Here is a 20950-nt window from a genome sequence, read left to right as displayed (position 1 = left end):
CACTACCCCTACGACATTCAAGGAGGCGGTCTCAATGACCCCCGATTCTTCTTCAGTAGCTTTCCCCGCGACCACGGATACGGCTCGCCCGTTAACCTTCGACCGCGTCGTCGACGTCGTCGACGAGCTCATTGACCATTTCAAGAGCGACGCGGACAAGGCGGAGATTACCTTCCGCCTGTCTAAGTTCAACGTCCTCATCGCCCTGGCCGGAAAGTGGGGCGAGGTACTCCTCGTCAAAGGCACCCTCAACGCGAGCGTTGATCCGCGTCTGGCTGGATACTTGGCACAAACCATCAACGACATGAACACGCGCCGCATGGTGCCCGTGGCCTACACATCCGTCACGGAGCGCGGCTATCTCCTGACCCATCTGCGCGCGTCGCTCGACGCGGAAGCGTGGGTCACGGACGCGCAGCTGCGCGACTTCCTCGACACCGCCATCAGCACGATGGTGGATGCGGTGCGCGAACTGAGCGAAGCCGTCCCCGAGGTCGTCGGTCCGCCTGACGGCTACGCGGAGGCCATGGGCGAGGCCCCCACCACAACTCCCCTACCCGTCACGGCGGACCGCATTCGCGCGGCGCTCAGCGCGGAAGGCATCGTGCACACGCAGGTCTCCGAGGACGAGATGACCGTACGCTGCCGGATCGAAGGTAGGTGGACCTTCTTCCGCATCATCAACGATGGACGCTGGCTCACCATCCGCACGTTCGCCCAGGACACAGGCGAGCTCTCCCAGCTCTTCGCCATCTCGGCGGTGCTCGATGACTATAACGCGGGTGATGCCTCGCTGCTTGCCAGCGCCACCGTCCAAGAGGACGAGGTGCAGGTCTCGCTCGCCCGCAACTGGCTCATTGGCAACGGCATGACTGCAGCCCAGCTGCGCTATGCCGTGCACGCCGCAGTCCACGGCGCCTACATGTCCTTCGAACACTTGGAGCCGCAGCTCACCCCGCTACTCGCGCCGCAGCTGCCGGAAATCACCCGCACGGAGGAGGCGGAAGACTCCATCCAGCTCTTCGCTGCGGATTCGGACACTGCAGACGACCCCGCCGAGGATGAGGACTGGGTCGACGAGGACTGGGAGGAGTGGGAAGACGAGGACTACGTCGAGCGCCCCGTCGATCCCAATCAGATGGGTCTCGACTTGGGTCTCACGGATGATGAAGCGGAAAAGGCCGAAGACGCGGCAGAGGAAGATGAACGCGGCGAGGACGGCACAACCCCGCAGGCCGAATAAGCCTCGCAGAGTGGCCTCACTGGGAGCGCGTGCTGTGTAGCGTAAGTCACATGCGAAGCCTCACAGTGCGCGCGATGGAAGGCTGCCCGTTCAAAACGGCGATGATGCTCATCAGCGGCTGTTGGAAGGTCACGCTCATTCAGGCTCTGCTCGACGCGAACAGGCCACTGCGCTACAGCGAGCTGCGGGACGCCGCGGGCGAGGTCTCGGACCGTACACCCACCCGGCAGCTGCGCGAGCTCGCGGACGATGGGCTCGTGATCTGCGAGGTCTACCCCGAGGTCCCGCCGCGCGTGGAGTACGCGCTTACGCCCACCGCGCGGCGGCTCGAGCCGATTATCGCCGAGCATCAGGCCTGGGGCGGCTTCGGCTCTGAGTTCAGGGCTCGGACGGCTCGGCGCTCACTTCCCCTGGGGTGTCTGGGGCGTCGTCTTCCCAGTCGACGTCCGCGCTGATAAACGCCGCAGACCAGTAGGCAAACATCGCCATAAACGGCGCCGCGGCCCACCCGATGTCGGGCTGCATGGGCGGGGTCCACTGGACCGTCTCCCCGGGCTCGGAGGGCAGGTGCGTTGCTGTGAGGGAGCCAGCGTAATAGAACGCCACCGCGCTCGCGAGGGCAGCGACGCCGACCCACAGCAACATGCCTAACCCGCGCTGGCGTGCGCCGCGCAGATAGGCCCCGAGGGCAAGGAGCACTCCCCCAAGTCCAGTGAGGAGAACGAACCAGACGAAGGAACCGAACTCGATATCGGCGAGGGTCTCGACCGCGTAGCCGCCACCATCCACCTCATGTCCGGTGAGCACCGGCCGGAAGTGCCCCCACACGGCGCCAGCAGCCGAGAATGCCACGAGTGCACATGCAAGCAACCCCGCACCGAAACCGACGGTGCGGGGTATGGGCGGGCGTCGAACCCGAGTACCGCGAGTAATCATAGGCCTTGTAGCCTACTCTGCCCGCGCGAAGATAGCGTAAGCCACGTGTGCGATTAGGACGCCGGGTTGCAGAATTTCCAGGCGCCGCCCTCGTTTTCAAAGATCATGGTGTTGGTCTCGGAACCCGCCGGGCTGTTGACGGTCACGTTGGCCGAGGCCGTGTTGCCGTTGACGCGCACGTCCTGGATGTCCGTGGTCGTCTTGGAGAAGTTGTCGCGAATCTGCTGGTTGTACGGCTCCAGGATGGCCTTCTGGTCTGCCGGCAGGTTATCAAACTGAGACAGGTCCAGGTTGGCGAGCGAAAGCTGCTCGCCGTTGGGGCCCACCTGCTGATTCTCGTTGATCACGCGGGCACATGTGTTATCGCGGGTGTACTGCGCCAGCGAGCGCACATCCTGCTGCTTGTAGGTGCCGTTGATGAGGTTGGTGATGGTTTCCTTCGTCGCGTCATCACCAGCATCGCCTTCGACCGGAGCGAAGGTGGTGGCCTCAGCAGCGGCGCCGTCCTCGAACGGGTTGACCAGGGTGGACGGTGCAGCCTCAGCGTTATCTCCCTCCGCCGGCTTGTTGTCCTTCTCCGGCGCAGCGGACTCTTCCTTCGGCTTCTCCGCGGAGGGAGCCTCAGACGACGGGGCGGCGCTCTCAGACGGAGCTTTCTTCGAAGTCGCGGTCGTCTTAGCCGTCGTCGAGCCGGTAGCGGCGTTGTCCGCCTCCTCGTCGTTACCGCACGCTGCCAATGTCAGGGGCAGAACAAGGGCGAGGGCAGCAATGGACTTCATGGCGGGGGTTCGAAGGGACAAAATGACTCCAGACGTGTAAAAGAATTGTATTCACTCACAGCGCACTGACACGGGCGCAGGGCCGTAGGGTATCAGTTTCCCTTCCCTAGCTGGGAAGGAGAAACCTGGCTCCACACGCTCGTGAGGGTGACAGTGTTACTGCATGAGAGCGCGCCGCGCTCGCGGCGTGACGTGAGTAGTCTATCAATCGGTCCATTGGTTAATAGTGGAGACAACCTCAAAGTTCCCTGTGAAACCTAAGGGAAGAGCTTATGGATCGCTGGCTCACCGCACGCACCTGTCCACACTCGGGTTCTCCCCTCGCCGTCGAGCTGCTGTCTAGAATGGGCAAGCGTGCACTTAAACCGCGAAACGATCATCGACACCGCTCTCCAGCTTTTGGATGATTATGGTCTGGCCGACATGACCATGCGCCGTGTCGCCACGACACTTGGCGTCGCCCCCGGCGCGTTGTATTGGCACATCGCGAACAAGCAGGCGCTCATCGCCGCCATCGCCGAGGCCATCGTCGCACCGATCGACGGAGAGACCCCCACGGCCCTCGCGCTCGACCTACGCCGGTGTCTGCTTGCCCACCGCGATGGCGCCGAGGTCACCTCCGCCGGCTTGTCCCAGCCTGGCAATGCCACGTGGGAACGGCTCGTAGACCGGTTCGTCGCCGCGGTCCGCGCGACGTCGTCCGCACCGGAGGAAGAGTTGCTTACTGGCGCCCACGCCATTATTTACCTGGTGCTCGGCTCAGCCACCATGGAACAGGCACGCACGCAGCTCGCGGAAGCCACGGGGGCATCGGAAGCCGCAGACACTGAGCCCGCGGATGGTATGACTGAGTCGCAGGACGCACGCGTTCCTGAAGGTGCAAACGATCTCTTGCGGGGCGTGGGAATCGTTATCAGTGGGCTAGGCGCGCGCTAGTCCATTATTCTGGTGCATTATGACTGAGACTTTTACTGTGAGACCGGGCCAGCCCTATCCGCTGGGCTCCACGTTTGATGGCACGGGCACCAACTTCGCAATCTTCTCCGAAGCCGCAACGAAAGTCGAGTTGTGCCTCATTGATCCACGCGGCAAAGAAACCCGCGTCGAGCTCAAGGAAGTCCACGCCCACGTGTGGCACGCCTACCTCCCCGAGGTTGGCCCCGGCCAGGCTTATGGTTACCGCGTCCATGGAGAATACGCACCGGAACGCGGCCTGCGCTGCGATCCCTCCAAGCTCCTCGTCGACCCCTACGCCCGCGCGTTCCAGGGCGAGTTCGACGGCGACGCCTCGCTGTATTCTTACGACATCCACGCCGAGCCTGCCGGGACCGGGCGCAATGAGGATGACTCGCTCGGCCACACCATGCTCTCCGTTGTCATCAACCCCTTCTTCGACTGGCAGGGCGACCACCGCCCCAATGTTCCGGATGAGGAAGCGGTCATTTATGAAACGCACGTCAAGGGCATGACTATGACTCATCCGGACATCCCGGAGGCCATGCGCGGCACCTACGCGGGTATGGGCCACCCCGCGATGATCGACTACCTCAAGGACCTAGGCATCACCACGGTCGAGCTCATGCCGGTCCACCAGTTCCTCCAAGATGATCGTCTGCGCGCTATCGGCCTGCGTAACTACTGGGGCTACAACACCTTTGGCTTCTTCGCCCCCCAGGCGGACTACGCCATGGCGAATAAGCCGGGCGAAATCGTCGCCGAGTTTAAGTCCATGGTGCGCAGCCTTCACGCCGCGGGCCTCGAGGTCATCCTCGATGTGGTCTACAACCACACGGCCGAGGGCAACCACCTGGGCCCCACCATCGCTTTCCGCGGTATCGACAACAAGGCGTATTACCGCGTCGTCGAGGGCGACGAGGCGCACTACATGGACTACACCGGCACCGGTAACTCCCTCAACGTCCGTCACCCGCACTCGCTGCAGCTCATCATGGATTCGCTGCGCTATTGGGTCACGGAGATGCACGTCGACGGCTTCCGCTTCGACCTCGCCTCCACGCTCGCGCGCGAATTGGATGACGTTTCCAAGCTCGCGACCTTCTTCGACTTGGTCCAGCAGGACCCGGTGGTCAGCCAGGTCAAGCTCATCGCCGAGCCCTGGGATATCGGCCACAACGGCTACCAGGTGGGCAACTTCCCGCCCATCTGGTGTGAGTGGAACGGCAAGTACCGCGACACGGTCCGCGACTTCTGGCGCGGCGAGCCCGCCACCCTGGGCGAATTCGCCTCGCGTCTTACCGGTTCGTCCGATCTCTACGCCAACAACGGCCGCCGCCCCACGGCGTCCATCAACTTCATCACGGCGCATGACGGCTTCACGCTCAAGGATTTAGTGAGCTACAACGAGAAGCACAACATGGCCAACGGCGAGGACAACCGTGACGGCGAGTCCCATAACCGTTCTTGGAATTGCGGCGTGGAAGGCCCCACGGAGGACCACGATATTCGCAAGCTGCGCCGCCGCCAGCAGCGTAACTTCATTACGACGCTGCTGCTTAGCCAGGGCACGCCGATGATCTGCCATGGCGACGAGTTCGGCCGCACCCAAAACGGCAATAACAACGCGTACTGCCAGGACAATGAGCTCGCATGGATGGACTGGTCCATGCTCAATCTGGATAAGAACTCAGAGTTCTTCGGCTTCGTCAAGCGCGTGCTGGGGATCCGCAGCAAGCACCCAGTCTTCCGCCGCCAGCGCTTCCTCACCGGCGGCCCGCTGGGCTCCGACGTCCGCGACCGCGATATCGCGTGGATGGTGCCGTCCGGCAAGCTCATGACGCAGGACGACTGGGACCATGACTTCGGCCGCGCCATCATGGTCTACTTCAATGGCTCCGCCATTTCGGAGACGGATGAGTTCGGCCAGCCCATCAAGGATGATTCTTTCATTCTCATCTTCAACGCGCACGACGGCGACATCGAGTTCACCCTGCCGGGCCGCGAGTTGGGCGGCAAGTGGAAGCTCATGGTCGATACGGCCGATTCTGGTGGCTACCCCGCTGAGGACACCTTCATTGAGGCGGGCGGTACGCTGACGTGTCAGGACCGCACCACGATGGTGCTCAAACAGGTCGAGCCCCCGCAGTTCGACGAGGATTAGAAAGGCCAAGACCGAAGTTCCGTGACGTCGCCTAGCACTCCCACCATTTATGCCCACGGCGCAACCGTAGAGCTCACGCCCACCTCCGCGGTCATCCTGCGCTCCCAGCTGGCCGCCTCCCTTGGTGCGCCCGCGCGCGAGGTTGTCGCCTTCGAGGACCTCCAGTCCGTGGAGTCCACCGAGCCTGGCCCCGCCGCCTTCGGCGCCCTGCGCCTTGTCACCCCGCAGGAAACCTTCACCGTGCGCTTTGCCCCGCGCACCGGCACCACGACCCCGGCTGCCGATGCCGCCTCGCTCATCGATGCAGTCCGCCACGGCGAGGTGCCTACCGCCGGCGTCGCCGTCGAGGGCCTGGACTTCACCGTCATCGACGTGGAAACCGCCAACGACAACTGGGGTTCCGTGTGCGCCATCGGTGCTGTCCGCTTCCGCGATGGCTTCGAGGTCGAATCCCGCTCGTGGCTGTGCACGCCCCCGCCCGGCATGGAGGACTTTTCCGAGTTCAACATTGGCATCCACGGCATCACGCCGGAGGATGTCAAGGACGCCCCGTCCTTCGCCACGGCGCTGGGTGAGATGCTCGAGTTCCTCGGCGACGACGTCTTCGTGGCGCACAACGTGCAATTCGACTCGACTGCACTGCGCGTCGGCGCGGCCGCTGCGGGCGTAGAGCTGCCCGCCATCACGCTTGCCTGCTCGCTGGCGCTCTCGCGCGACGCTTCGAAGGCGGGTCGCATCGACGTGCCCAACCACAAGCTCCCCACCATGGCCGCCGCCGTGGGCGCACCGCGCTTTCGCCACCACGACGCGACCGAGGACGCCCGCGCCGCTGGCCTCATCATCACCGGTCTGGCCCAAGCCTTCGGCTACGCTGGCGATATCCAGGGCCTCTTCCGCACACGCGAATTCGCCCTGGGCACGCTCACCAACGACGCCGTCATGCCGGTGCTGCGTGCCCGCACCGCGCCCACCTCCCCGGCCGATCTCGGCGCCGGTACCGACTTCCGTGACCAGACGCGCCACCGTGGCGCAACCACGCCCTCCGCTGCCAACGAGGCTGCGCTCTTCGATCTCGATGGCGCGCTCTCCTCTGCTGCTTCCGCTGACTCCCACGCCGCGCGTGAGAAGGCGGAGAAGCGCTCCCGCAACCGCCCGGCTCCGTGGGATGCCGTCGCGACGCCGAATACCGTGCCCGAGCCCAACGAGGACGCGGACCCGAACGGTCCGCTCTTTGGCCAGCATGTCACGCTCACCGGCGACTTTGATCCCTTCGACAAGGGAACACTATGGAATGGCATCGCCGAGCGCGGCGGCCAGGCTGCAAAGTCCGTGACGAAGAAGACGACCATCCTCGTTCTCGGCACGTGGGCCACGAAGACCTCCAAGGAGAAGAAGGCTGAGGAGCTCATCGCCAAGGGCCAGGACATCCAGCTCTGGCCTAAGGACAAGCTGCTCGCCGAGTTGGGGCTCGACGAAGAGCCGCCCTTCTAAGCCGAGGCAGGAGCCTCCGGTAGGCGCAGGATATTTACTGGACTCAGGGAACCTTTCTGGGATGCGGACAGTCCAATATGAGTGACTCTCGTATCTCTCGCAGTCTCTTTCGGCTGCGCACTGAAAGGCTCTCTCATGTCCGTCTCTTTGCTCGAAAGGCACACCTCCGCCCCGCTCCTCGCTCCGGAACTCCTCTTTCCTGCGCTGCGCCCGCACAACGTCTCGACGCGGCCGCGGCTGAGCGAAGACGGTTTCTTCGATTCCGTTGCCACCGTCGGCCTCTGCGCTGGCCATGACATGCAGCTGCGCTGCGGCACGGGGCTCACCGAACTCGGCGAATCCCCCTCCGTGGGAGTGAGCCTGCGCGCCCTCTCCGAATGGGACATGACGGTCAACCACGCCTGGACAACCGCGGCGCACAACGTGCTGCGCGCGGCGCACACCTCGCGAGGCTACCGCTTCCAATCCCGCCCGGCGCGCGACGTCCTCGATACCCGGGCGCACGGAGTCCAAGTACGTTCGCCGGGCGTGCCCATCACGGCGTGGCTCACGCATCCACTCACCTTCAATATCCTGCACGAGCACTTCGCTGCGGAATTGGGTGTCGCTCCCTCTGCCCGGCGCGCCCAGCCGAAACTGGGCTCGGGCTACGCCGGCCGCCACATCCACGGCGGACTGGTCTATCTCGCGCCGGCACCCGACGTACTCTTTATCTTCCGCGGGCTCGCCGCCCACCACGCGGACGGTCTCCATGGTCGCGCCACGGCATTCGCTGGACTCCGGTTGCCGTCCACGGCGCTGGCCCCACTACTATGGTGTCACGGATTCCCTCGCGTGCTTCCCGGCACCTCGCTGGGGTAAAACGGCACGCCAACCAGACCCCGAGAAAGGACAGTACTGTGCCTGAGCATGCTATCTCCCAACTCGGAAACCGCTATCACGAGTGGGTGCGCACCCACCCGAATGCTGCGACGGAGTTTTCCGAAGCCATCGAGGACGTCCTCGATGACGCCGGCGTGGTCTACGACCGCGTCGCCACGCGTGTCAAGGGCTGGCCGTCGCTGAAGAAGAAGGCAAAGAAGCGCGACGCGGACGGCGCCCTGGCTTATCCCGATCCGTGGAATGACATTCATGACCTCGTCGGTGCGCGCGTCACCGTGTTCAACTCCACCGTTATCCCGCAAGCCATCGACATCCTGGGGCGTTCTTTCACGGTGCTGCGCAGTGTGGACAAGGCAGCAGAAACCCGCATTTCCGGCGGCTTCGGCTACGGCTCGCACCACCTCGTCCTGCAGGTCAACGACTCCCTGGAAGAGCTCGCCGAGTACGAAGGCTTTACCTTCGAGGTGCAAATCCGCACCGTCCTGCAGCACGCCTGGGCCGAGTTCGAGCATGATATCCGCTACAAGCAGGGCCCCAAGCCGCCCACGGCCCAAGTCGACCGTCTCTTCACACTTGCTGCGGGCCTGATCGAGCTCGCGGATCAACAGTTCGATGACATCGCGGCACTCATGGAGGTCGGCCCCGCCCCGCAAGATTCCGTGGAGATCAACGCCGAAACGCTTCCTGGCGTGCTCGCTGTCCTCCTCGGCGACGCGTTCCCCCGCCCGCGTTCTGAGCACATCCGGTTCCTCGCCGAGCTGCTCGAGGCCAACAATATCGACACCCTCGCTAAGCTCGAGGCCCTCCTTAATGAGCGCGACATCATCCGCGTACGCGAGGCCATGCGCTACCGCTACAAGCCGGGACAGGTCCGCCTCATCGACGACCTGCTGCTTCTGCACTTTGGCAAGGAGCACATCGAGGCCACCGCGGAGCTCGGCGACCGTGGCGACCGCCGCAAGCGCCTCCACCGGCGCCTCAAGCAGCTGCGCGCTTAGCCGTCACGCTAGCGGAACCCGCCGCGGAACTTCTCCATCTGGCGCCGCTCGCGCTTGGTAGGGCGTCCGGCGCCGCGATCGCGTACGGGCAGCGCCGGCATGAACTCCTTGGGCGGGGGCGGCGGTGCATGGTCGATGTAACACGTGCGCGCCACCGGCGCACCCACGCGCTTGCGTACCGTCGCGAGGACTTCCAAGTCGTGTTCGTGGTGGTTGCGCCACACGCGCACGCGGTCGCCTGGCACGACGTGCTGCGCAGGCTTCGTCGCGTTGCCGTTGAGCTTGACGTGTCCCGCCTTCACCGCATTCGCGGCCTCCGAGCGCGTCTTAAACATGCGCACGGCCCATACCCACGCGTCGATGCGGACGGGCTTTCCATCGGGTTGAGTCATAGAGACACCCCGGCTTAGTACTGGTCCTTGTGGTTGACGATCGAGCGCACCTTGGACCAGTTGTACACGCCGCCCACAACGGCGACGATGAGGCCAATCATGAAGAAGAACGTGCCATGTGTAAAGACCCACGCCGCAAGGACGCCGCCGCCCAGGCCCGCCGCGACGGAAATCACGGCGTTGCGGGAGTATTTGCGCACGTCTTGCTTGCGCTTCTCAATCGGATTGTTGGGGCGTCGCTGCATAGTCATGCCGGTCATTCTACCTTCGATAAGCGGCTGCGCCGGGTAGTTCCAGCCATGCCGTGAGCGATCAAGCTCGGTCCAGCTCGACCCAGCGCTCCCCTGCTGCTTTCGATGCCACCGCGCCCTGCGTAAGCGCCGCAAGCTCGGCGTCGAGTGTCTCCTGGCCGCCAGGCTCCAGCGCCAGAGTGAACGTCACTTGCGCGCCATAGGAGGTGTCCACCACCGCATAGCCACGCCCGCGTAGCTCGGCCTCAAGTCGCCCGGCCACACCATGATCAACGTCGACGGAATAGAGCTCACGCAGCGCCCTAGTCACACGCGGGACCTTCTCGAGCGTCTCACTCACCGCGCCGCCGTAAGCGTGGACGAGCCCGCCCGCGCCAAGTTTCACCCCACCGAAGTAGCGCACGACGACGGCCACAATGTCGAGCATGCCCGAGCCGCGCAGCACGTCGAGCATGGGACGGCCCGCCGTGCCCGAGGGCTCCCCGTCGTCGGAGGAACGCTCCACCGGGTTGGCTGCGTCGACGTGGTAAAGGTACGCCGAGCAATGGTGGCGGGCATCAGGAAAGCGCGCGCGGGCGGCATCGATAAACTCGCGCGCCTCCGCCTCGTCCCGAGCGCGGCCAATCAACGTGATGAACCGCGAACGCTTGATCTCAATCTCGTGCTCGACGGGCGCGCCTTCGACCGGGCGCTCATAAGAATCCATAAGCCCCTACCCTAGCGGGCGCAACTTAGTGCGACGCCACCAAGTAGTCGTACTCCGAGGTGCCCGGCTTCAGGTGCTGGCACGAAATCTTGGAATTCGACATGCGCTCAAGCAAGCCATCCAAGTCAGCCGCGCGGCCCAGCTCCACGCCGACGAGCGCTGCGCCCGTCTCGCGGTTATTGCGCTTCAAGTACTCAAAGAGCGTGATGTCATCGTCCGGGCCCAGGATTTCCGTAAGGAAGTGGCGCAGCTGCCCCGGCTCTTGCGGGAAGTTCACCAGGAAGTAGTGCTTGAGCCCGCGGTGCACGAGCGAGCGTTCCATGACCTCGTTGTAGCGCAGCACGTCATTGTTGCCGCCCGAGATGACGCACACGACCACGGAATCCGGCGTGAGCTTGAGGTCGCGCAGGCCCGTGACGGACAGGGCGCCAGCGGGCTCGGCGATGATGCCCTCGTTCTGGTACAGGCCAAGCATCTCCGTACACACGGCCCCCTCGGAGACGGTGGACCAGTGCAGGCGCCCTTGGTTGGCCTCGAGGACCTGGAAGGGCAGGTCGCCAATGCGCTTGACGGCCGCGCCATCCACGAAGGGATCGACGGACTCCAAGGTCACCGGCTCGTTCGCCGCGAACGCTGCGGTGAGCGAGGCAGCGCCGGCCGGCTCGATGCCGATAATCGCCGTGCGCGGCGCCATGTCCGCAAGGTACGACGTGATGCCGGAGAGCAGCCCGCCGCCACCCACGGGGACGACGATGGCGTCGAGCGACTTGCCCAAGGAGGCCAGCTGGCTCACGACCTCCGCGGCGATGGTGCCCTGGCCGGTGATCGTGTCGCGCGCGTCGAAGGGTTCGATGAAGATGGAGCCGCGCTCGGCGGCATCGGCATGCGCGGCCGCCGCGGCCTCGTCAAAGTTCGCGCCGGTGACGACGAGCTCGACCATGTCGCCGCCGTGGACCACGATGCGGTCGCGCTTCTGCTTGGGCGTCGGCTCCGGCACGTAGATCTTGCCTTGGATGCCCATGGTCCGGCAGGCATACGCCACGCCCTGCGCGTGGTTGCCGGCCGAGGCCGTCACGATACCGTGCGCGCGCTGTTCCGGCGTGAGATTCGTGATGGAAAACAGAGCGCCGCGGATCTTATAGGAACGCACGTCCTGGAGATCCTCGCGCTTCAGGTAAACCTCGCAGCCCGTTTCCTGGGACAGTCGCGGGCAGTACTGCAACGGCGTCGGCGCAATCTCCGAGGAAATTCGTGCCTGGGCCTGGCTGATATCGGAGGCGTGAATGGGCTCGAATACTGCGGAGTTAGTCATGCTGAGTCATTTTAGACCCCATGGTCGCCGCCCGCGCGATTACCTAGCGATCGACCGATTAGTCCGGCATTTCATCTCACTTTTACCTCTGTGTTAACCCTGTGTTACCTGCATGCACTTGGATGTTGCCTCGTCATATTTCTCGTACTCTCAAGGAGCTCATGTATGGCCATCCGCCGCACTCTCGCCCTGTGCACGCTCGCCGCGACCACGCTCACCGTCCCCGCCATTCCGGCCCAAGCCACCATCGTCGCCTCTCCCATCGTCGATTCCGTTGCCGACGCCTCGCTCAAGGTCGAGCCGCTCGGCGCCTACGACTCTGGCGTGCTTGGCGAGTCCGCCGCGGAGATCGTCGCTTTCCACGCCGCGTCGAAGCGCATCCTCGCCGTCAACGCGCACTCCGGCGAAATCGACATCCTCGACGCCTCGGATCCGGCCGCGCCGCACAAGGTCGGCGTCGTCTCCGCCGGCGGCGACCAGGAGATCAACTCCGTCGCCGTGCGCCCCGACGGCCTGGCTGTCGCCGCAGTCCAGCAGGCCGATAAGACGCAGGACGGCGAGGCCCTCTTCTTCAACGCTGCCACCGGCAAGGAGCTCGGCCGCGTCACCATCGGTGCCTTGCCCGATAACGTCCACCTCACCGCGGATGGGAAGTTCGCCCTGCTCGCCAACGAGGGCGAGCCGTCCAACGAGCTCACCGCCGAGGGCACGGACTACGTCGCAGACCCCACCGGCTCCGTGTCCGTCATCGCCTTGCCTTCCGATGCCGCCGCCCCCACCCAGGCAGACGTCCGCACCGCTGGCTTCGAGGCGTACGACGCGAAGTACGCTGCCGGCGAGCTCGACCCCGCCATCCGCGTCTTCGGTCCTTCCGACGCCGACTCGAAGCCGTCGACCGACTTCGAGCCGGAGTACATCTCCTCTGTTGGCGATACCGCCTACGCGTCGCTGCAAGAGGCGGGCGCCATCGCCATCATCGACATCCCGTCGGCGACCGTCACCGACGTCGTCCCGGCTTTTATCGCGGACCACTCAAAGACCCCGATCGACCCGTCCAACAAGGATGACAAGATCGAGCTGCGCACCCTACCGGTCAAGGGTCTGTCCATGCCGGACTCCATCGGCGCGTTTACTGCCGGCGACGAGACCTACTTCGCGACGGCCAACGAGGGCGACGCCCGCGAATGGGGCGACGAGGACGGTTCCGGCGTGTACACCGACGAGGCCGAGATCAAGGACCTCATCGAGGTTGGCAAGGTCTGCGAGGGCGTCGAACTTCCCGAGGGCTTCGACGACACGTCCTTCGCCGGCAATCTCAAGGTCTCCACCGCGTCCGGCTGGAACGAGGAGAAGAGCTGCTTCGACGAGTTCTACGCCTACGGCTCCCGCTCCTTCTCCATCTACGACGCCGCCGGCAACGTCGTCTTCGACTCCGGCTCCGACTTCGAGGAGATCACCGCCCGCCTCCACGAGCAGGGCGTCCTCAACTTCAACGCGGATAACGAGGATCCGGAGGCCGACGACCGCTCCGATAACAAGGGGCCCGAGCCCGAGGCTCTCACCATCGGCAAGGTCGGCGAGCGCACCTACGCCTTCATCGGTGCTGAGCGCGTGGGCGGCATCTTCGTCTACGACGTCACCGACCCGCGCAACGCCCAGTACGTCACCTACGTCAACAACCGCGACTTCTCCGTGGGCTACGACGACAAGAACTACGAGGCCACGAAGGCCGCCGGCGACCTCGGGCCCGAGGGACTTACCTTCGTTGACAAGAAGGACTCCCCCAACGGCGAGTACCTTCTCATCTCCGGCAACGAGGTCTCCGGCACTACGACCGTCTTTAAGGTCACCGACCTCGTGCCCGCCGACGCCGATAACGATGACGACGACCAGGGCGATTCCGGCAGCTCCGCCGCCTCGTCCGACGCCGGTTCCTCGGTCGGCACCGCGTTCGGCGTCGTTGCCGCGGCTCTGGCCGCCGTCCTGGGCACAGTGAGCATAGTTCCGGGCGCACCAGCCACGCTGCTGCGTCTCCTGCCAGCACCGCTGCGCCACGCCCTGAACTCCGCCCTGGGCCACTAAGCCCCTTGGCGGGGGCATTCCCTCCCGCCAGGCACCCCAACCTGCTAGATTCAGGTGCGTTCCATTTCCGTTCGCACTGTCGTCACCCCAAGGAATAATTCTTATGCGCGCACGTCGTCTCTCAGTCGCGCTGGTCGCCGCAACCAGCACCGCCCTCGCCCTCGTCACGCCGGTCGCTGGCGCCGAAAGCTCCGAGTCTCAGGGCGCCTCCAGCGCTCAGTCCCAGGACTCCGGTTCCTCTGAGGACACAGCAAGTGACGGAGTGAAGCCCGGCGGCGAGGGCAAGGAGGGCATCACCGACGGCGAGAAGACCGACGGCACGGAGACCACGAAGACCGCACTGTCCAAGGAGTGCCAGGCCGAGGTCGACGCCGCCAAGGAAGCCCACAAGAAGGCCGTCAAGGATGGCACCGCAGGTTCTTCGTTCATGGGTCCGCAGGAACTCGCTCTGGGCATCGTCAACGGCTACGGTTCCTCCGGCATGCCCGACAAGCCGGACTGCGTCGAGAAAGAAAAGGATGACAAGCCCGTCGAGCTGCCGGACTGGCTCAAGTGGGCTGAGCTCTCCCCCGAAGGCAAGGAAGCCTTCGCCTGGATCAACCTGATCCTGTCCGTCATCGGTGGCCTCATCGGCCTCGCAAGCACCCTCGTCAAGGTCAATCCGGAGTTCGGCAAGGACATCAACGGCGCGCTCACTGGCATGCTCAAGCAGGTCAACGGCGCGATGAGCAACGCCCAGAAGCAGTTCCGCCTCTAGGGCTACGCAATAAAAAAGGGCGGGTGCGCACATGCGCACCCGCCCTTTCATTCGTGTTTAGCCGAAGATCTCCTGCGAGGCGATCTCCGCACCCTTCACCAGGGACTCGAGCTTCGCCCAGGCGATCTGCTCATGAATGCGTCCGCCCAGGCCACAGTCCGTCGAAGCGATGACATTCTCTGGGCCGACGAGCTCCGCGAACGTGTGGATGCGGTCGGCCACCAGACGCGGGTCCTCGATGAGGTTCGTCGAGTGCGAGACGACGCCCGGGATAATGACGGTGCCTTCCGGCAGCTCGCGCTTCTGCCACACGCGCCACTCCGCGCCGTGGCGGACGTTCGCCGCCTCGAAGGTGAGGCCGCCGACCTCGGCGCGCAGGATTTCGTCGACGATCTCCTCGAACGGGATGTCCGTGGAGTGCGGGCCGTGCCAGGAACCCCAGCAGATATGCAGGCGCACCTTCGACTTGTCGATGCCCTTAATCGCGTCATTGAGCACCGCAATGCGGTCGCGCACGAAGCCCTGGAAGTCCTTCACGGACGGCTCCGGATTGATCTGGTCCCAGGCCTCCGCGAGGTCCGGCGCGTCGAACTGGACGGTGAGGCCCGCGTCCGTAATCGCCCTGTACTCGTGCGAGAGCGCCTCACCACAGGCTTGCACGACCTCCAGGTCGGTCTTGTAGTACTTGTTGCCCAAGCGCGCGGCCGATCCCGGGGACAGGGCCGCCACAAAGCCTGCCGATGCCCCCGCCTTGCCCATCGCATCCTTCAGCAGCTTGACGTCGGCGTCAACTTCCTTCTGCCCGATGTAGGTAATCGGGCCCGTGAACTCCGGGTTGGCAACCTTTTTGCGGCCGGTGAAGATGCCGGACTCCGGGTCATTGTAGGCTTCGTTGAAGATGGCGCGGTCGCGGCGGTCAACGAAGGAAGTGAGCTTGATATTGCCAGGCTCGGAACGCTGAATGGCGTTGGCTTCCCAGCGGTCCTTGTCCGTCATGGTGAGGCCGCCCAGGCGGCTAAAGGAGTAGTTCCACCACGCGCCATAGTCCACGGCGCCGGAGGTGATGTGGCCGTACTCGCCTTCATTGATGATGTCGATGCCCAGATCGACCTGGCGCTGCACGACCTCCTCGACGGCGCGCTCGAGGATGGCGAAGAACTCGTCGTCCGTGATCTCGTCGGCGGAGCGCTTGAGATTCGCCTCCAGTAATTCCGGGGTACGCGGCAGCGAGCCGACGTGCGTGGTGCGAATCTTCTGGGACATGGAAGGTGCTCCTTATGTGAGGTGAACTAGACTGTGCTGTCTACCCTAACCCAAACCTCTTTGTCCGCCCGTTTTATATTCACACCGGGGCTATCCCAGAATGCCCGCGCCCATCGTCGCCTTGAGATCGCCCATGAGGTTGCCGGAACGCTCCACGCGCAGGTGCTCGCCGAGGACCATCATCGTAGACTCGTCGCCGTTGACGAGCGTCAAGTAGACGTCGGACTCGCCCTTGTTCTTGAGCAGGACGTTCTTCAGTCGCGCGATAGTGTCGAGCGTGCACTGCTCGGTGCGCATGGTCAGCCGCAGCGGCAGGCCAACGCCGCCGCCGGGGCCTAGGTCCGGCACACGGATATCGGAGCAGAACAGCGAGCGGCGGTCGTCGCGGATCTTCACGTTGACCTTGGCCAGAATGATGTTGTCTTCCACAATCTGCGGCGCGACGAGCGAGTAGACCTGGTTGAACACGAGGATGTCGACCTGCGCGCCGTTGTGGTCTTCGACCGTGACGATAGCCCACGGCGAGCCGTCCTTCTTCGAGTAGCGGCGGTCGACCGCTGAGATGATGCCGCCGATGACAAGCTCCTGGCCGTTGTGAACCTCATCCGCCAGGATCTTGGGCAGCGGCGTATCGGTTTGCTCCGCGAGCGCCTCTTCGAAGCCGTCGAGCGGGTGGCCCGAGACATACAGACCCAGCATTTCGCGCTCGAGCGCCAGCTCGTGCTTGCGGTCCCAGTGCTCGTCCGGAATGTCAATGGCAAACGCGCTCATCGTCTCTTCGCTTTCCGCGCCGAGTCCCGCAAAGAGATCGAACTGGCCCTTGTCCGCGGCTTTCTTCGTGGTCTGCACCGCGTCCACCGCGTCTTCGTGGATGAGCATGAGACCTTTGCGCGGATGCTCCATGTCATCGAAGGCCCCGGCCTTAATGAGCGACTCCGTCACACGCTTGGTACACGCCACGAGGTCGATCTTGTCCAGATAGTCCGAGAAGTTCTTGAAGTGTCCCTTCTCCTCGCGGGCCTTGACGATGGCCTCGACGACTTCAGCACCGACGTTGCGGATAGCGCCCATACCGAAGCGAATATCCTCGCCGACAGCCTGGAAGTCCGTGTGCGACTCGTTCACCGACGGCGGCAGCACCCGGATGCCCAGGTGGCGGCAGTCCGAGAGATAAATGGCCGACTTATCCTTCTTATCCGAGACCGACGTGAGCAGCGCCGCCATGTACTCCGGCGCAAAATAGGCCTTGAGGTACGCGGTCCAGAACGAGACCAGGCCGTAGCCTGCCGCGTGCGACTTGTTAAACGCGTAGGACGCGAACGGCTCGATGGTGCCCCACAGCGCGTCCATCGCGTCCTTGGAGTAGCCGTTAGCCTGCATGCCGGACCAGAACTTGTCGTACTGCTTGGCCAGCACCTCCGGCTTCTTCTTACCCATGGCTTTACGGAAGCCATCTGCCTCGCCGGCCGTGTAGTTCGCGACCTTCTGCGAGATACGCATGATCTGCTCCTGGTAGACGATCAGACCGTAGGTCTCGTCCAGGATCTCCTTGAGCGGCTCTTCCAGCTCCGGGTGAATCGGCGTAATGGGCTTGCGTCCGTTCTTGCGGTCCGCGTAGTCCCAGTGCGCGTTCACGCCCATCGGGCCCGGACGGTAAAGCGCCAGCGACGCCACGATGTCTTTAAAGCCCGTCGGCTTCATGCGCTTGAGCAGCTCCTGCATACCACCCGAGTCGAGCTGGAAGATGCCCAGCGTCTCACCGTGCGACAGCAGGTCGTAGACCTTTGAGACGTTCGGATCGTCCGCATGCAGCTCCTCGAGTTTCAAGTCAATGCCGCGGTTCTTCTTGATATTCGCCAGCGCGTCACCAATGACCGTGAGGTTGCGCAGGCCCAGGAAGTCCATCTTCAGCAGGCCAATGGCCTCACATGCCGGGTAATCCCAGCCCGTGATGTACGCGCCGTCCGAACGCTGCCACATGGGGATATGGTCCATGAGCGACACGGACGCCATAATGACGGCACACGCGTGGACGCCTGCCTGGCGCACCACGCCCTCGAGGCCGCGCGCGGTTTCGTAAATGCGCTTGACGTCCGGGTCCGTCTCGATCATCTGTCGGACCTCGGTCGCCTCCGAGTAGCGCGGGTGCTCCGGGTCCATGATGCCCGAGAGCGGAATATCCTTCGCCATGATCGCCGGCGGCAGCGCGCCGTTGATGCGGTCCGCCATCTGGAAGCCCGGCTGACCGTAGTTCACCTTCGCCGAGTCCTTGATGGCCTGCTTCGTCTTCACCGTACCGAAGGTGATGACCTGCGCGACCTTGTCCTCGCCCCAACGCTCCGCGGCGTATTGAATCATCTCGCCACGGCGGCGGTCATCGAAGTCGATATCGATATCCGGTGCGGATGGACGCTCCGGGTTGAGGAATCGCTCGAACAGGAGACCATGCTCGATGGGGTCGATATTGGTAATTGTCAGTGCGTACGCCACGAGCGCGCCTGCCGCAGAACCACGGCCCGGGCCCACCCAAATGCCGACGGAGCGCGCGTGCTTGATGAGCTCGGCGACGATGAGGAAGTAGGACGGGTAGCCCTTCATGTCGATGACGCTGATTTCGTACTGCGCGCGCTCGATGTATTCCTGCGGCACCTCTTCGCCGGGGAAGCGCGCCTGGAGGCCCTCCATGACCTGGTTGGTCAGCCACGACGTCGGGGTCTCGCCCTCCGGCACGTCGGCGATCGGCATGCGGTCGAGCGGATGCTCCTCCCACAGCTCGCTGTAGTCCTGTACACGCTCGGCAATCCACAGCGTGTTATCGCAGCCATCCGGGACCATGTCGTCCCAAATCTCACGCATCTGCGCAGCCGACTTGATGTAGTAGCCCGTGCCATCGAACTTGAAACGGTCCTGGTCCATGAGCGTCTTGCCGGTCTGCACGCAGAGCATCGCCTCGTGCGAGGCCGCCTGCGACTCGAGCACGTAGTGGCAGTCATTCGTCACCAGCGGCGGCAGGTCGAGCTTGCGCCCGATTTCCAGCAGCTCGGAGCGCACGCGCGTCTCGATGTCGAGGCCGTGGTCCATGAGCTCAAGGAAGTAATTATCTTTGCCGTAGATGTCCTGCCACATCGCCGCGGCCTCGAGCGCCTCATCAAACTGTCCCAGGCGCAGGCGCGTTTGCACGTCGCCCGACGGGCACCCCGTCGTCGCGATGATGCCATCCGCATGTTCGGCGATCAGCTCCGCGTCCATGCGCGGGTACTTACCCAACTGCCCCTCGTACGACGCCAGCGAAGACAGACGGAACAAGTTCTTCAAACCCGTCGCGTTCTCAGCGAGCATGGTCTGGTGCAGGTACGAGCCGCCGCCCGCGACGTCATCGCGCTTCTGGTCCGGCGTACCCCAGTGCACACGCTTCTTATTGAAGCGCGACTCCGGAGCCATGTACGTCTCAATACCAATAATCGGCTTAATCCCCGCCGAGGTCATGCGCTGGTAAAACGCATTCGATCCAAACATGTTGCCGTGGTCCGTCATGCCCACGGCTGGCATCCCCTGACGCTTGACCTCCTCCGAGAGCAGGTCCACCTTCGCCATACCATCCAGCATGGAAAACTCGGTGTGATTATGCAGGTGAACAAAGGAGGAGTTTTTCGCCATGCAGACAGTCTAGCGGCCGCGTCAAACCCCCGAAGCCGTCCCTTTTGATGAGAAACGTTTCCCGCCACACGGCTAGCGGAGTACATTAATCTCCGATGTTTTACACCATTGCCGCCTACCTCATGTGGGGCTTCTTCCCCGCATTCTTCCCGCTGCTGCTGCCCGCCTCTCCCCTCGAGATTCTCGCGCACCGCGTCATTTGGACCGCGGTACTCGTCACGGGTTTCCTCGTCGTCACCGGCGGCTGGCGCGAACTCTCGCGCCTCGACAAGAAGACCTGGGCCTGGCTCGCCGCGGCCGGCGTGTTCATCTCCGTCAACTGGGGAACCTACGTCGTGGCCATCAACTCGGGCCATGTTGCCGATGCCGCCCTCGGCTACTTCATCAATCCCCTCGTCTCCGTCGCGCTCGGCCTGGTTTTCTTAAAAGAAAGCCTGCGCAAGCTCCAGGCCGTCGCCGTCGGCATCGCCGCCATCGCGGTCATTTACCTCACCTTCTTCACCGGCCAGGCGCCCTATATCTCGCTTCTGCTCGCCTTCTCTTTCGGCATCTACGGCCTCATTAAGAAGCAGGTCCGCGTCTCCTCGACCGGCTCCGTTGCCGCCGAGACCCTCGTCGTCCTGCCCGTCGCGCTCATCTACGTCCTGTGGCTCGAATCCTCCGGCGCCGGCACGTTTACTTCCGAAGGCCCCCTGCACATCGTGCTGCTCATCGGCTCCGGTCTCGTCACCGCGCTGCCGCTGCTCTGCTTCGCCCAAGGGGCCAAGGCCCTTCCCCTGTCGACCGTGGGCATGCTCCAGTACATGACGCCACTCATGCAGATGCTCTGGGCGCTCTTCGTCACCCACGAGCACTTCTCGACGCACCGCTGGATCGGCTTCGGCATCATCGGACTCGCCGTCGCCGTCTACTTCACAGACCTCATCCAAATGGCTGCCGCCCGCCGCAAGCGCTCGCGCTCAGCGGCATGAACGTGCCGGTGATACTGAGATTTTCGTGAGAAGCGTTAGTTTCTGTGGATAACTCCCCGAATTTCGCCCACTCTATTGGGCAACCGGCGCAGGTTGTCCACAGGAAAATATG

General features: G+C 63.9%; 18 protein-coding genes. 10 read left to right on the top strand and 8 right to left on the bottom strand.

Annotated features, from left to right (window positions below; genetic code table 11):
* Positions 1-34 precede the first annotated feature (34 nt).
* Positions 35-1243, top strand: coding sequence for a YbjN domain-containing protein (locus tag HMPREF3227_RS03210; RefSeq protein WP_066510200.1), 1209 nt, complete (start codon positions 35-37; stop codon positions 1241-1243).
* A 50-nt stretch (positions 1244-1293) separates the two neighbouring features.
* Positions 1294-1698 (top strand): winged helix-turn-helix transcriptional regulator, encoded by a 405-nt coding sequence (locus HMPREF3227_RS12785; RefSeq protein WP_082750229.1) that lies wholly within the window; start codon positions 1294-1296, stop codon positions 1696-1698.
* On the opposite strand, the gene HMPREF3227_RS03205 is transcribed toward HMPREF3227_RS12785, so the two are convergent.
* Both HMPREF3227_RS03205 and HMPREF3227_RS03200 read right to left on the bottom strand, forming a co-directional pair.
* Entirely contained in the window at positions 1622-2095 is a 474-nt protein-coding gene (locus HMPREF3227_RS03205) for a hypothetical protein (RefSeq protein WP_068802199.1), read from the bottom strand. The genes HMPREF3227_RS12785 and HMPREF3227_RS03205 overlap by 77 nt on opposite strands.
* A 137-nt stretch (positions 2096-2232) precedes the next feature.
* Positions 2233-2958, bottom strand: a complete 726-nt coding sequence (locus HMPREF3227_RS03200; protein WP_066510189.1) for a hypothetical protein — start codon at positions 2956-2958, stop codon at positions 2233-2235.
* Positions 2959-3312: 354 nt separating this feature from the next.
* Here HMPREF3227_RS03200 and HMPREF3227_RS03195 point away from each other — a divergent pair, with 354 nt between their 5' ends.
* The 5 genes from HMPREF3227_RS03195 (at position 3313) to HMPREF3227_RS03175 (ending at position 9447) form a co-directional block, all read left to right on the top strand.
* Positions 3313-3894, top strand: coding sequence for a TetR family transcriptional regulator (locus HMPREF3227_RS03195; RefSeq protein WP_066487118.1), 582 nt, complete (start codon positions 3313-3315; stop codon positions 3892-3894).
* 19 nt (positions 3895-3913) lie between these two features.
* Positions 3914-6076, top strand: a complete 2163-nt coding sequence (gene glgX / locus HMPREF3227_RS03190; RefSeq protein ID WP_066510177.1) for a glycogen debranching protein GlgX — start codon at positions 3914-3916, stop codon at positions 6074-6076.
* A 21-nt stretch (positions 6077-6097) separates the two neighbouring features.
* Positions 6098-7567, top strand: coding sequence for an exonuclease domain-containing protein (locus HMPREF3227_RS03185; protein ID WP_231732314.1), 1470 nt, complete (start codon positions 6098-6100; stop codon positions 7565-7567).
* A gap of 135 nt (positions 7568-7702) precedes the next feature.
* Positions 7703-8428 (top strand): hypothetical protein, encoded by a 726-nt coding sequence (locus tag HMPREF3227_RS03180; protein ID WP_066487124.1) that lies wholly within the window; start codon positions 7703-7705, stop codon positions 8426-8428.
* A gap of 38 nt (positions 8429-8466) precedes the next feature.
* Positions 8467-9447, top strand: a complete 981-nt coding sequence (locus HMPREF3227_RS03175) for a GTP pyrophosphokinase (RefSeq protein WP_066487126.1) — start codon at positions 8467-8469, stop codon at positions 9445-9447.
* A gap of 8 nt (positions 9448-9455) precedes the next feature.
* Here the strand turns inward: HMPREF3227_RS03175 and HMPREF3227_RS03170 are convergent, their stop codons facing one another.
* From HMPREF3227_RS03170 to ilvA, 4 genes are all read right to left on the bottom strand, one after another.
* A complete protein-coding gene (locus tag HMPREF3227_RS03170) occupies positions 9456-9839 on the bottom strand; it encodes an RNA-binding S4 domain-containing protein (RefSeq protein ID WP_066487127.1) in 384 nt (127 codons plus the stop codon).
* Positions 9840-9853: 14 nt separating this feature from the next.
* Positions 9854-10090: a hypothetical protein gene (locus tag HMPREF3227_RS03165; RefSeq protein ID WP_066487265.1), complete on the bottom strand. Its 237-nt coding sequence runs from the start codon at positions 10088-10090 to the stop codon at positions 9854-9856.
* Positions 10091-10151: 61 nt separating this feature from the next.
* Positions 10152-10796 (bottom strand): YigZ family protein, encoded by a 645-nt coding sequence (locus HMPREF3227_RS03160; RefSeq protein WP_066510172.1) that lies wholly within the window; start codon positions 10794-10796, stop codon positions 10152-10154.
* A 25-nt stretch (positions 10797-10821) separates the two neighbouring features.
* Positions 10822-12108 carry a threonine ammonia-lyase IlvA gene (gene ilvA / locus HMPREF3227_RS03155; protein WP_066487129.1) on the bottom strand — a complete coding sequence of 429 codons (1287 nt, stop codon included), beginning with the start codon at positions 12106-12108 and terminating at the stop codon, positions 10822-10824.
* A gap of 165 nt (positions 12109-12273) precedes the next feature.
* Here ilvA and HMPREF3227_RS03150 point away from each other — a divergent pair, with 165 nt between their 5' ends.
* Positions 12274-14190, top strand: a complete 1917-nt coding sequence (locus HMPREF3227_RS03150) for a choice-of-anchor I family protein (RefSeq protein ID WP_066487135.1) — start codon at positions 12274-12276, stop codon at positions 14188-14190.
* A 103-nt stretch (positions 14191-14293) separates the two neighbouring features.
* A complete protein-coding gene (locus HMPREF3227_RS03145) occupies positions 14294-14947 on the top strand; it encodes a hypothetical protein (RefSeq protein ID WP_066487139.1) in 654 nt (217 codons plus the stop codon).
* Positions 14948-15004: 57 nt separating this feature from the next.
* Here HMPREF3227_RS03145 and HMPREF3227_RS03140 read toward each other — a convergent pair whose 3' ends face one another.
* Together HMPREF3227_RS03140 and dnaE are read right to left on the bottom strand one after the other, a co-directional pair.
* On the bottom strand, positions 15005-16210 hold the full coding sequence (locus HMPREF3227_RS03140; RefSeq protein ID WP_066510169.1) for a cobalamin-independent methionine synthase II family protein: 1206 nt from the start codon (positions 16208-16210) through the stop codon (positions 15005-15007).
* 90 nt (positions 16211-16300) lie between these two features.
* Positions 16301-19867 carry a DNA polymerase III subunit alpha gene (dnaE, locus tag HMPREF3227_RS03135; RefSeq protein WP_066487147.1) on the bottom strand — a complete coding sequence of 1189 codons (3567 nt, stop codon included), beginning with the start codon at positions 19865-19867 and terminating at the stop codon, positions 16301-16303.
* 95 nt (positions 19868-19962) lie between these two features.
* On the opposite strand from dnaE, the gene rarD reads away from it, so the two are divergent.
* Entirely contained in the window at positions 19963-20838 is an 876-nt protein-coding gene (gene rarD / locus HMPREF3227_RS03130) for an EamA family transporter RarD (RefSeq protein WP_066487149.1), read from the top strand.
* Positions 20839-20950 lie beyond the last annotated feature (112 nt).

The sequence above is a fragment of the Corynebacterium sp. CMW7794 genome, assembly GCF_001563605.1.
GTDB lineage: Bacteria > Actinomycetota > Actinomycetes > Mycobacteriales > Mycobacteriaceae > Corynebacterium > Corynebacterium phoceense.
The sequence above is the reverse complement of the archived record's forward strand: the minus strand, read 5'-3'. Positions and strand labels throughout refer to the sequence as shown.

What these genes read in the sequence shown, in the direction of transcription:
- dnaE (WP_066487147.1), bottom strand. Translation starts at nt 19,867, where the DNA reads ATGGCGAAAAACTCCTCCTTTGTTCACCTGCATAATCACACCGAGTTT.
- HMPREF3227_RS03200 (WP_066510189.1), bottom strand. Translation starts at nt 2,958, where the DNA reads ATGAAGTCCATTGCTGCCCTCGCCCTTGTTCTGCCCCTGACATTGGCA.
- HMPREF3227_RS03165 (WP_066487265.1), bottom strand. Translation starts at nt 10,090, where the DNA reads ATGACTATGCAGCGACGCCCCAACAATCCGATTGAGAAGCGCAAGCAA.
- HMPREF3227_RS03160 (WP_066510172.1), bottom strand. Translation starts at nt 10,796, where the DNA reads ATGGATTCTTATGAGCGCCCGGTCGAAGGCGCGCCCGTCGAGCACGAG.
- HMPREF3227_RS03150 (WP_066487135.1), top strand. Translation starts at nt 12,274, where the DNA reads ATGGCCATCCGCCGCACTCTCGCCCTGTGCACGCTCGCCGCGACCACG.
- HMPREF3227_RS03145 (WP_066487139.1), top strand. Translation starts at nt 14,294, where the DNA reads ATGCGCGCACGTCGTCTCTCAGTCGCGCTGGTCGCCGCAACCAGCACC.
- HMPREF3227_RS03170 (WP_066487127.1), bottom strand. Translation starts at nt 9,839, where the DNA reads ATGACTCAACCCGATGGAAAGCCCGTCCGCATCGACGCGTGGGTATGG.
- ilvA (WP_066487129.1), bottom strand. Translation starts at nt 12,108, where the DNA reads ATGACTAACTCCGCAGTATTCGAGCCCATTCACGCCTCCGATATCAGC.
- HMPREF3227_RS03210 (WP_066510200.1), top strand. Translation starts at nt 35, where the DNA reads ATGACCCCCGATTCTTCTTCAGTAGCTTTCCCCGCGACCACGGATACG.
- HMPREF3227_RS12785 (WP_082750229.1), top strand. Translation starts at nt 1,294, where the DNA reads ATGCGAAGCCTCACAGTGCGCGCGATGGAAGGCTGCCCGTTCAAAACG.
- glgX (WP_066510177.1), top strand. Translation starts at nt 3,914, where the DNA reads ATGACTGAGACTTTTACTGTGAGACCGGGCCAGCCCTATCCGCTGGGC.
- rarD (WP_066487149.1), top strand. Translation starts at nt 19,963, where the DNA reads ATGTTTTACACCATTGCCGCCTACCTCATGTGGGGCTTCTTCCCCGCA.
- HMPREF3227_RS03140 (WP_066510169.1), bottom strand. Translation starts at nt 16,210, where the DNA reads ATGTCCCAGAAGATTCGCACCACGCACGTCGGCTCGCTGCCGCGTACC.
- HMPREF3227_RS03180 (WP_066487124.1), top strand. Translation starts at nt 7,703, where the DNA reads ATGTCCGTCTCTTTGCTCGAAAGGCACACCTCCGCCCCGCTCCTCGCT.